The sequence below is a fragment of the Vibrio hepatarius genome, from assembly GCF_043642085.1.
Taxonomy (GTDB): domain Bacteria; phylum Pseudomonadota; class Gammaproteobacteria; order Enterobacterales; family Vibrionaceae; genus Vibrio; species Vibrio hepatarius_C.
Genome location: NZ_JBHZSA010000003.1, coordinates 655,176 through 666,105, shown reverse-complemented (window position 1 = coordinate 666,105; position 10,930 = coordinate 655,176). Strand labels below are relative to the sequence as shown.

Genomic DNA, 10,930 nt, shown 5'->3' with positions numbered 1-10,930 from the left:
CAGCTCTACCTGACTGGTTAAGCTGTCGCCGTCGTTATCCGTCACGGTCACAACAATGGTGTGCTTCACTTCATCACCAGAAGAATGGTCTACATTGCTGTACGGAATAAATGAGAGCGTACCGTCTGGTGTGATAACCACTTTACCATCGGTCACTGGGTATTCGGTTTTGCCCGATTCAAGAGTGTAAGGCGTGCCATCAAAAGTAAATGACGTCACTTGAGCTTGGTCTGCACCCGCTTGGGTAATAACGTTAATGCTATTACTCTCAGCAGAATCACCAACTACCGGCTCGACAACACTTAAACTGCCATCGGCAACAATTTGGATATCATCGCCAACGTTGACGATTAGATCTGAACGTGCCGACTGATCGTTGTCAGCATCGATAGCAAACACCGGCAGCGGAATAGAAACAATGTCCCCTTGAACAGCACTGCCTTGCTCAGCTTGGTCAATTTCTTCAAGTAGTTCAACTTGATAGCTTGCACTAAATGAGGTGTCTGTAGTTTTTACATCACCAATAGCGACTTTAAGTACGTCAACGCGAACGCCTTCTAGGGTGATATAACCTACATAGCTACCCGGTTGGCCTGCCACTGCTTCAAGAACAATAGTTTGACCTTGAGAAGTAATTGGTGAAGATTGCTGGGAGGTATTGAACGCATCAACATCAATTTGCAACTCGGTAACCGTGTCACTACCAAGTTCGCCAGTCAAAGTACCCGAACTAACGGTATCTGTTGGGCCAACTTTCGAGCCATCATCTAAGCCCGCTTCATAAACATCAGCGGTATCAATTGAGGTAAACTCAGGCGCAGAACCATCATTAATCGATACTTGGGCATCAATAGGCGCTTCAATCGGGTTCCCACCCACGTCGGTACCTGTGATTTCAAACGAGACTGTAATTTGGTCATCAGAGAAGGCAACTTGACCACCTCCAACGGAAGGTACATGGTCAATAGGCTGAGAGATGGTAGTAGTCAGTTCTATACTTACATCTTTGCCAACACTGGTAACATCGATATCAATACGAAGTACTTCTTCGCCGTTTAATAGACCGACAATTGCGTTATCTGCAGCATTGTATGTAAATGAAACCGCTTCACCATTTGAGGTAATGTCCGAGTTTAGTTCATTGAGGAGAGAGGAAAGAGAAAGAGTGTCAGGGACAAATGAACTAGGGTCGAGAGCCAAACCACCCGCAAATATAGTCGCAGAGCTTGTGGTAGAAACTGGATAGGTAGAGTCGGATAAGTCACCTTCGGTTAACTGAGCAGTTAAGCTCTCCCCGCCATCAGCAAGAATTAACGGCGCTATATCGTCATCTCGAATAATGGTGTCATCGTCATTGGCAAAGCCCGACGTTTCAAAGAAAGTGCTTGCGAGCACCTCGGCACCATTATAGTCAATGGTAACAAAACCCGCGTTTGCAGAACCAACACCTCCACCAGCGGCGGTCGCTTCTAGCAACTCAGTAGGGTCGGCACCTTCTAAAATAGCTTGCTGAATCGCAGCTAAATCTTCAGCACCAAAGGACGCAGAATCGAGTTGCGGGATGTCAAAGCTCACCTCAGCAGCGATAGGGGCATTGTCCCAGATACCATTCTCCTGCTCACATGCGACACAGTTTTCCCCAAACTGAAAATCAGAGTGCGCGGTTTCAATCACGAGAGTTGAACGATTAGATGTAATGACAATTTCGCCGGCGTTTATCTGATCACCGACGCTCAATTTATGCGCTTTACCATCTGGGTTAACCCCAATAACATCCCCGAAAACTTCTTTTACAATCGCAGCTTGGCGTACAACTTCCACGTCCATAAGGTCTCCTCAAACACTTAGAACCTTTAAACTGATTTATTTTTTTTAAATTTTGTAACCAAGAGTAACACAATAAAGCACATACTTCTTATTTTTCAGTCAATTACACCAATTATGCACTCAGTATCAGTTAATTATAAGTATAGGTAATATAAGGATATTTTTGAAATATTTAGTGATCTGCACATACATGCTGATGAAAAATGTGCAGCTTGTTTCAAAAGTGAGAATGTAAAAAAGAAGTGAAACAAAGTGAATATAATTAAGCTAAGGGAGATAAAAACGGGCATACATGCCCAATTGATATGTCAACTAACATAAAGCCTGAAATGCGCAGTTCATTCCGCTGAGAACCATTACGACAAAAAGTATATCGCACCATAAATATGGTACAACATTTCATACCAATTAATTAAATAATTAGCCGACATTTCTATTGAGGAAGTGGGTTGGTTATGGCTCGTAGTTCGGGTTCATAAGTTGATGGCGATACTCTTGATCTGCTTTAGATTCAACGACCATTTGCAGTAAAAATAGTCCTGTATTGCTTAAACCACATTTGACACCACATGGCTCAGAGTAATCTAAATCGAGTTCGCTGGTATGCTCTGCATCCATTGATAGTTTCGACTGCGGATCAAGTGGGTCTTCTAATGCAGGAATATCATTCGATTGAGGAAGTGAGTATAAGAAAAGATCTTCCGATGCAACGGTCACTTTACTTACCGCTGTTAAGCTCAATAAGACTAAAGAAAGTTTTCGCCACATAACATCACCCCGAATAATACCAATACGCAGATTATATAGTTGCGCGCTGCTAGTACAACGAAAAAAGCTCCCGAAGGAGCTTTTAATATTCATAACTAGGATTTATTCAACAGTGTATTTACTTGTTATTACGGCGCTCGGCAACTGCATCAGCTAACTGACGAAGTACTTTTTCTGTGTCGTCCCAACCAATACATGCATCAGTGATAGACTGACCGTAGGTAAGTGTTTCTCCTGCAACAAGGTCCTGACGACCTTCAACAAGGTGCGATTCAATCATGACACCGAAGATCGAATCTTCACCACCTGAGATTTGACCTGCTACGTCCTCTGAAACAACCATCTGGCGTTGGTATTGCTTAGAGCTATTCGCGTGACTAAAGTCAATCATCACCTTTTGTGGTAGGCCAGATGCTTCAAGCTCTTGCTTAATTGCGCCAACATGATCCGCACTGTAGTTCGGCTCTTTACCACCACGAAGGATGATATGACAATCTGGGTTACCTGCCGTTTCAATAATTGCAGAGTGACCGTACTTAGTTACCGACAAGAAGTGGTGTGAAGCACTTGCAGAGCGAATCGCGTCAGATGCAATCTTGATGTTGCCGTCTGTACCATTTTTAAAACCTACTGGGCACGAAATACCCGACGCTAGCTCACGGTGAACTTGCGATTCAGTCGTGCGTGCACCAATTGCACCCCAGCTGATTAGATCTGCTACGTACTGAGGCGTGATCATATCAAGGAATTCACTTGCCGTTGGCATGCCCATATCTGTCAGATCTAGCAGTAGCTTACGACCCATGCGCAGACCGTCGTTAATCTTAAACGTATCGTTTAGGTACGGGTCATTGATCAAACCTTTCCAACCAACTGTTGTACGTGGCTTTTCAAAGTAAACACGCATCACAACTTCAAGGCGGTCACCTAGCTCATCACGAAGAACTTTAAGGCGCTTGCCGTATTCGATCGCAGCTTCTGGATCATGGATAGAACATGGGCCAATGATAACCAGTAGGCGATCATCATCACCCTTTAAAATATTTGAGATCGCTTCTCTTGAACGAAATGTTGTTGAAGAAGCCGATTCAGTTGCTGGAAACTTCTCTAAAACCGCAACTGGTGGTAATAATTCTTTTGATTTATTAATTCGTACATCATCAGTTTGAAACATCGCTTACTTCTTCCTATTTCTCTCGACTTGAGCGCTACACCGAAATGAGGTGGTGAAAAAATGCTCATGCTTTATTGTTCCTGTTCTGTGTAACTTATCTAGCAAAAACTTAGCTTGCAAGCACTATTTTGAATAAAAGGCAATATTTCCCATATTTTTACGATTTACACAATGTGTAAAAAATAAATTACACACGAAGCGATTGATCTATTCCTAATAGGATTTACGTACAATGCCCGCACGCAAGATGCAATATCTTGCTGATATTGCTAATGTATGCATATAACTAGAATCAAAATAAGATTGGGCATGAACGCCATTGAATTTAATAATGTCGACAAGTGGTTCGGCACATTCCAAGCACTAAAAGGGATTAACCTTAGTGTTATGAAGGGTGAGATACTGGTAGTCTGTGGTCCGTCAGGGTCTGGAAAATCTACTTTAATCCGTACTGTTAATGGTCTAGAGTCGATCTCTAACGGCAACATTTCCGTACTTGGCAGTAGTGAAATTGCCCCAAAGGCAGGCAAAGTAGGGATGGTTTTTCAACACTTTAATTTGTTCCCGCACCTCACTGTTATTGAGAACTTAACTCTGGCACCAACTCGAACTCTCGGCTTATCTAAGGCGGAAGCAACGGAGCGTGCGATGCATTTCCTTAGCCGTGTGAACATCGAAGAGCAAGCCAACAAATACCCGATACAATTATCAGGGGGTCAGCAACAACGAGTTGCCATTGCACGCTCTCTTTGTATGCAGCCAGAAATTTTACTGTTCGATGAGCCGACCTCTGCCTTGGATCCAGAAACCATTCAAGAAGTCTTAGATGTTATGGTTGATTTGGCTAATGACGGCATCACTATGATGTGTGTAACTCACGAAATGGGATTTGCACGCAAAGTGGCCGATAGGGTCATCTTTATGGATCAAGGAGAGATCCTCGAAATCAACTCGCCACAACAATTGTTCTCTAATCCGAGTCATCCAAGAACTCAGCAGTTTCTGCAACAGATTTTGAGCCATTAATGCATGATGAACGTATTTAAGCCTGTTTTATCTGCCCTACTGCAAATTGCCCTTTTAGCGATAGGCATTGTGTGGCTGTTAGATTCCGGCGCAAAGAGCATGGGCTACCAGTGGCAATGGGAGCGTGTGCCAGATTACATCCTATTTTTTGAAGATGGTGAATGGTGGCCAGCTGAACTGTTAGATGGTCTTGTTGTGACTATTAAGATCTCAGCTTTAAGCCTGTGCTTTACCCTATTGATTGGCTTAACAACCGCCGCGCTCAAACTGTCTGCTTCATGGGTGGGTAGAGGTATCGCGAACGTCTACGTGGAGCTAATTCGCAACACACCACTGCTAGTGCAAATCTATCTGCTCTATTTCGTATTTGGTCCAGTGATTGGTCTTGACCGTTTTTCGACCGCTGTATTAGCCCTTTCTCTTTTCCAGGGCGCGTACACCGCTGAAATATTCCGTGGTGGTCTAAATAGTATCCCTAAAGGGCAATTTGAGGCAGCAAAGTCACTTGGACTCAACCCGTTTTATACTTTCTATGACGTTATTCTCCCGCAGCTGTTGCAGCGAACTTTACCGCCGCTCACCAACGAAGTGGTGTCACTGATAAAAAACTCTTCAATAGTGAGTGTGATGGCCATTTTTGATTTAACAACTGAGGGACGTAACATCGTCTCAGAAACCGCGATGCCTTTTGAAATTTGGTTCACTGTGGCCGCTATTTATCTTTCTCTGACGCTGATGTTGTCAGGACTTTCTGCTTGGATGGAACATAAACTTGGCGCTAGTTGGCGCACACAATAAAGGAAATAACTATGCAAAACTTAGGAAGAGCTTTGTTAAAGGGTAAAGGTTTTAAAACCGCTATTACCGCATTACTTGGCTTGGCGATCAGCTTACCGAGCATCGCCTCTGAAACCCCTAACCTCGATAAAATTAATGATCGTGGAACATTAAGAGTAGGAATGTCGACCTTCGTCCCTTGGGCAATGAGAGACAAGCAAGGTGACTTAATCGGCTTTGAGATTGATGTAGCGAAAAGGCTAGCAAAAGACTCCGGCTGGAAAGTAGAGTTTGTTCCAACCGCTTGGGACGGCATCATTCCTGCGCTACTGGCGCAAAAATTTGATGTGATCATCGGCGGTATGAGTATTACTCCTGAGCGCGCTAAGAGCGTACTATTTACAGCGCCTTACTCTCATTCAGGTGTTCAAATTGCTGCTAATAAAGAACTAGCGAGTGGTTTCTCCGAATTTAGTGACTTTGACTCACGCCGTGTAAATATTGCAGCTCGCCGAGGTGCTCATACTGTTCAAGTGGCTCGTGAAACTTTCCCGAAAGCAAAAATTCTTCAATTTGACGACGATGCACAAGCATTTCAAGAAGTGCTAAATGGCAACGCTCATGCGGTTATCGCCTCTAGCCCTAAGCCAGAACATGAAACAGTGAAAAACAGCGATAAACTGTTTATTCCTTTCACTGAACGACTATCTAAAGGTAACGAAGCGTTTGCAGTACGCTTAGGCGAAGCTGACAAAGAAGCCTTCTTCAACGCTTGGATCCAAGCCCGTACCGACGATGGCTGGTTGAAAGAGCGCTACGAATACTGGTTCTCTACCCTTGATTGGCAAAATCAAATCGCCTCTGGTCAATAATTGCGGCCACCCTACCCAGTAAAATGGGTAGGGCCATGTTGCTAAGAAATCACGCTAGGAAATCACTCAACGTGTCAAAAGCTAAATTACTACCACATCCAACATCAAATGAATCCAAACGCACACTCAATAAACTCGATGCTGTGCTCATTCTGATTCTGTTAGCCGTGGCATATTGGTTATATGGCCGCTCTGCTGTGGGAGTAAACTACAACTGGCGCTGGCAAGACGCACTGACATTAATTTTTACGCCTCGCTCTGATGGCTCACTGCCATACTTTATCCAAGGGTTAATTTCGACACTACGCATCAGCATTTGGGGGATGTTACTCGCGCTAGGCTTAGGTACAGCGCTTGGGGTTGCAAGGCAGTCGAGTATTGCAATTTTGCGCCTTCCAGCCAATGCATTCATCCAGCTAATTCGTAATATACCGCCGCTGGTATTTGTGTTTATTTTCTACTTTTTCATCTCGAACCAACTAATCCCTTTGCTTGGCCTCAACGATTTACTGCGCAATCACAATGGTGAAATTAACGGTATTCAAAGCGTTCTGTTTGGTCCAGCTAACCTATGGGAAAATCTACTCTCAGGGATCTTATGTGTCGGGTTACTTTCTTCTGCCTATGTGGCAGAAGTGGTACGCTCTGGTTTAACGAGCGTCCCGAAAGGTCAGTGGGAAGCGGCAGACTCATTAGGTTTATCCACTTGGGTGAAATACCGTTATGTTATTGCTCCTCAAGTATTGGCGGCAATCACTCCGGCCCTCGCAGGACAAGCGATATCACTAATAAAAGACACCTCAATTGTGTCATTGATTTCGATTCAAGAAATGACGTTTGTTGGCACTGAAATGGCAAACTCGTCTGGGTTGATTTTTGAAATTTGGCTCATCGTCGGGCTCGCATATCTAATCTTGTGCTTAATGCTCTCTTTTATCTTTAAACGCATTGAAAAACGTAGCCTTAAGCACCTACAACGATAAGATGCTTAAGCAGGTAAGCGCTGGCTACATAATGTAGTGATCGATCAATAAAGCTACGAAAAGTAACATCAAATGGTAGATAGAGAAGACAAATGTTTTAATAGCTCGACTCTCGTCATTGGTGTACTTCAATTTCCATGCATGCCAGACAAACAACGAACATAGTGCCGTCGATGCAGTAAGATAGAAAACCCCGGTCATTCCAACCAAAGCTGGCAACAGGCATATTAGGTACAACAGAATCGTATAAAGCAAAATAGACGTTTTGGTGTATTCCACGCCATGTGTTACTGGCAGCATCGGAATATCAGCTTTGGCGTAATCATCTTTTCGGTGGATAGCCAACGCCCAAAAATGTGGCGGCGTCCAAATGAAAATGATCATCACCAGTAACCAAGCATGAGCATGAAGTTCGCCCGTGACGGCAGTCCAACCCAATAACGGCGGCATCGCCCCAGCAATCCCAGCTATGACAATATTTTGCGGTGTTGCACGCTTCAAATAGAGTGTGTAGACCACGGCATAACCGAGTAAACTCGCGAACGTGAGCCAAGCAGTTAAAGCGTTAACGCCTGCATAAAGAATAACGAACCCACCCCCCCCAATTGCTAAAGCAAAGCCAAACACATGGCTTGATCTGATCTCACCGGATGGTAGTGGACGTTTGTATGTGCGCGCCATAATCGCATCGATTCTTTGGTCAATCAGGTGATTGAACGCGGCCGCTGAACCTGCCATCAAACCAATTCCTAGCAAGCCAAGAACGGTACCTTGAATTGGCAGTGTTCCTGGAACCGCTAAACACATACCAACCAGTGCGGTTAGCAACATCAAGGCGACCACTTTCGGCTTTGTCAGTGATAAATAGCTTCGCCATAAGGCTTTGTGGGGGATAGAAGTAACACTTATCGATTTGCTCATGAGTATTCTCCTTGTTGTTCCACAGATCGTGTCGAGTACACATTAGAGAGATGCCATATCAAGTAATTTGCTCTTAACACTGAAAGCAATAGCAGTGCTGCACCTAGGTTATGCGCGACAGCAATCGCTAGAGGCAAGCTCAATACCACGTTACCTACCCCTAGCGAGATTTGTAGCGTTAGTAACGCTAAGATGATTTGACCATTGCGACGAACCACACCGCTCCCATATCGAATCAACTGTATCGCCAATGCCACGGTGAAAAGTGTCACCACCACGGCCCAAATACGGTGGGTAACATGAATGGTCATCCTCGCCCCATAATCGAGTGTGCCGAATTCGTAACTCTCTTTTTCAGGTTGAATCAAATCGAAAGCATGTTTGAAATCTAAGTGGGAGACCCAATCGCCCTGACAAATCGGTAACGTGGTACACATCAGCGCTGCATAGTTTGATGATGTCCAACCACCTAAGGCCACTTGACCAATAACCACAAGGGCCGTCATTATCGCGAGTGGTTTAATCCGTCCCAAATTCTGTAAGGTGTAATTTTTAGAATCATGATTCGACTTAACTGACCAGTAAGCAAGCGCTAACAAACTGAATAAGGTAAAACCACCCAGTAAATGTCCCATCACCACCAAGGGCATCAGTTTCATGGTGACTGTCCACATTCCAAGTAACGCCTGAAAAACCACCACAACTGAAAGCGACGTCGCCAGTATCGTTGAAAGCATCTGAGTGCGAATCCCAACTAAGGTGATGACAAAAACGACAAGCCCGAGGGTGCCAGCAAAGTAGCGGTGAATCATCTCAAGCCATGCTTTATCCGCTTCGACAACTAAAGTCGGATAAAGCGATTTGGCTAGAGCTATCTCGTGCTGCTCATTCGGCACGGTAAGTTGTCCGTAACAACCGGGCCAGTCAGGACAACCCAACCCGGCATCTGCGAGCCTTGTATACGCTCCCAGCATCACCACGACAAAGGTGAGAAACAGGCTAAAACGAATAAGAGTAATCATCTTCATACCCAAGCCCTCCCCATTACCCAACACGCGATAGTTTTAATAGCTTACGTAGATCTGCCAATAAGCCTTTGCTCTGCGGAACCAATTCTGCTGTCGAGTCCACTTTCGGATAACGCATAACCAACTGCCCTAACGGGTCAACGATTACGAACTCAAATTGCCCTACAACTTGAGCAAACTCTTGATTGACTTCCAGACGCTGGTAGCTGCCTTCTGGTATCTCAATTAAATCGCTATTTGGGGTAATAAGAAGCACAGGTTGAACGCGTTGTTGGTACTTACCTAACGCAATATGGCTTTGCCCTAGAAGATAAATTTGCTGCTGGCAAAACTCATCGCATTTATCAGGAATAACGTAACCTAATTGCCACTGCTGCTTCTGATAGGGGTTAGTTAAGCCGAAAGAATCGAGTGTTGAGTGTGGCTCAATCAGCTCTCCTTTATTGGTCACGCCAGAGTTATACCAATGCTGACTAAGGACTGTTTTCGCCATAATGGCAGGTAGCGCAAACATCACGACAAGACCAATGAAAATGATGCGGCCACGATAGACTGGGTTATTAATCATCTTTGCGCTCCTTGCTTAAACAGGCGAATCAAAATAATGCTACTTAGCAGTAATAGGGCGGCAGCCATTGAGAACCACTGCACAGCATATCCATGGTGTTTTTCCGACTTCATCGCAACAGGTTGCCAAGGTTGCGGGTAAGGCCAGTTGTCGGCCTGCGGCTGTACAACATATCTTGCTAGTTCGATGCCCCAACTCTTCTCTAGCTGGGTATAGTTTAAGTTCTGAATCCGACTTGGGACGCCTGACTCTAGGTACAAATCCTGACTAAGTGGATTCGGCGACTTTCGGTATAAACGCCCTTGTACCTTCATTGGTTCCACCAGCCAATTCACCTCAGGTAATTGAGTTCTTAACTTAGGTGCGCGAATGAAACCTCTCTCTAGCAGTACCGATTCGCCACTCTGCGCTTTGACCAGTTGCAAGGCGATATAACCGACCTCACCTTGATAGTTCTGATTATCGAGTAACAAATATCTATCTTTCACTGGCAATGCTTGAAACTCGACCTTAACTCCAGTTGGTATCGCTAGCTGATCTGCAGATATTTGCCCTAACGGAATCCATCGTTGCGAATCTCTTTGGCTAACCTGCTGTTCTATTGATCTTTTTTCTTCACCTCTCGAAAGCTGCCACAACCCCAAGTTGACCAATATTGAAAAGGCAACCACAGTTAAAAGAACAACAATCCAAAAACGTCTGGTATTGAGCAGAGCAAAAAAGGAGCTCCTCATGGTATTCATTTTTAAACTGGTATTAGTGCTGCTACTGCTTTTCATCCTAATCAACCTTGGTCGAGCAATGTTTGAAATGGTCAAAGATCCCAACTCAAACGATGAAGAAGAGTCCGACGACTCGCTAGAAGAGGACAAACCGATGAGCTTCTATTTAGGTCGTCGCGTATTTCTTTCTGCCCTCGCTGTCGTACTAATGGTTGTTGCTCTACTTTCCGGTTTTATCGAGCCGAATGTCCGACCATATTAAAC

The 10,930-nt window shown here is 44.6% G+C and carries 12 protein-coding genes; 5 read left to right on the top strand and 7 right to left on the bottom strand.

The window, feature by feature from the left end:
* The 3 genes from ACHUFZ_RS09155 to aroG form a co-directional block, all read right to left on the bottom strand.
* The coding region (locus tag ACHUFZ_RS09155) for a retention module-containing protein (RefSeq protein WP_394126902.1) at positions 1-1,827 on the bottom strand (1,827 nt) is incomplete at its 3' end.
* 453 nt (positions 1,828-2,280) lie between these two features.
* The gene (locus ACHUFZ_RS09150) at positions 2,281-2,595 is read right to left on the bottom strand and encodes a hypothetical protein (RefSeq protein WP_394126901.1); all 315 of its coding nucleotides are present in this window, start codon (positions 2,593-2,595) and stop codon (positions 2,281-2,283) included.
* A gap of 118 nt (positions 2,596-2,713) precedes the next feature.
* The gene (gene aroG, locus ACHUFZ_RS09145; RefSeq protein ID WP_394126900.1) at positions 2,714-3,769 is read right to left on the bottom strand and encodes a 3-deoxy-7-phosphoheptulonate synthase AroG; all 1,056 of its coding nucleotides are present in this window, start codon (positions 3,767-3,769) and stop codon (positions 2,714-2,716) included.
* A gap of 309 nt (positions 3,770-4,078) precedes the next feature.
* Here aroG and ACHUFZ_RS09140 point away from each other — a divergent pair, with 309 nt between their 5' ends.
* The 4 genes from ACHUFZ_RS09140 to ACHUFZ_RS09125 all read left to right on the top strand — a co-directional run bounded on the left by ACHUFZ_RS09140 (position 4,079) and on the right by ACHUFZ_RS09125 (position 7,427).
* Entirely contained in the window at positions 4,079-4,795 is a 717-nt protein-coding gene (locus ACHUFZ_RS09140) for an amino acid ABC transporter ATP-binding protein (protein WP_394126899.1), read from the top strand.
* Between the two features lie 3 nt (positions 4,796-4,798).
* Positions 4,799-5,593: an amino acid ABC transporter permease gene (locus ACHUFZ_RS09135; RefSeq protein ID WP_394126898.1), complete on the top strand. Its 795-nt coding sequence runs from the start codon at positions 4,799-4,801 to the stop codon at positions 5,591-5,593.
* 11 nt (positions 5,594-5,604) lie between these two features.
* The gene (locus ACHUFZ_RS09130) at positions 5,605-6,444 is read left to right on the top strand and encodes a transporter substrate-binding domain-containing protein (protein WP_394126897.1); all 840 of its coding nucleotides are present in this window, start codon (positions 5,605-5,607) and stop codon (positions 6,442-6,444) included.
* 71 nt (positions 6,445-6,515) lie between these two features.
* The gene (locus ACHUFZ_RS09125; protein ID WP_394126896.1) at positions 6,516-7,427 is read left to right on the top strand and encodes an amino acid ABC transporter permease; all 912 of its coding nucleotides are present in this window, start codon (positions 6,516-6,518) and stop codon (positions 7,425-7,427) included.
* Positions 7,428-7,451: 24 nt separating this feature from the next.
* Here ACHUFZ_RS09125 and cyoE read toward each other — a convergent pair whose 3' ends face one another.
* From cyoE to ACHUFZ_RS09105, 4 genes are read right to left on the bottom strand one after another with little or no spacing between them, the layout of a single operon-like run.
* Positions 7,452-8,348: a heme o synthase gene (cyoE, locus tag ACHUFZ_RS09120; protein WP_394126895.1), complete on the bottom strand. Its 897-nt coding sequence runs from the start codon at positions 8,346-8,348 to the stop codon at positions 7,452-7,454.
* On the bottom strand, positions 8,345-9,376 hold the full coding sequence (locus tag ACHUFZ_RS09115) for a COX15/CtaA family protein (RefSeq protein ID WP_394126894.1): 1,032 nt from the start codon (positions 9,374-9,376) through the stop codon (positions 8,345-8,347). The genes cyoE and ACHUFZ_RS09115 overlap by 4 nt, the downstream gene beginning before the upstream one ends.
* 16 nt (positions 9,377-9,392) lie before the next feature.
* Positions 9,393-9,941, bottom strand: a complete 549-nt coding sequence (locus ACHUFZ_RS09110; protein ID WP_394126930.1) for a hypothetical protein — start codon at positions 9,939-9,941, stop codon at positions 9,393-9,395.
* Entirely contained in the window at positions 9,941-10,678 is a 738-nt protein-coding gene (locus ACHUFZ_RS09105) for an SURF1 family protein (protein WP_394126893.1), read from the bottom strand. The genes ACHUFZ_RS09110 and ACHUFZ_RS09105 overlap by 1 nt, the downstream gene beginning before the upstream one ends.
* Between ACHUFZ_RS09105 and ACHUFZ_RS09100 the strand changes: the two genes are divergently transcribed.
* On the top strand, positions 10,677-10,928 hold the full coding sequence (locus ACHUFZ_RS09100; RefSeq protein ID WP_134836591.1) for a DUF2909 family protein: 252 nt from the start codon (positions 10,677-10,679) through the stop codon (positions 10,926-10,928). The genes ACHUFZ_RS09105 and ACHUFZ_RS09100 overlap by 2 nt on opposite strands.
* The last annotated feature ends 2 nt before the right edge of the window (positions 10,929-10,930 follow it).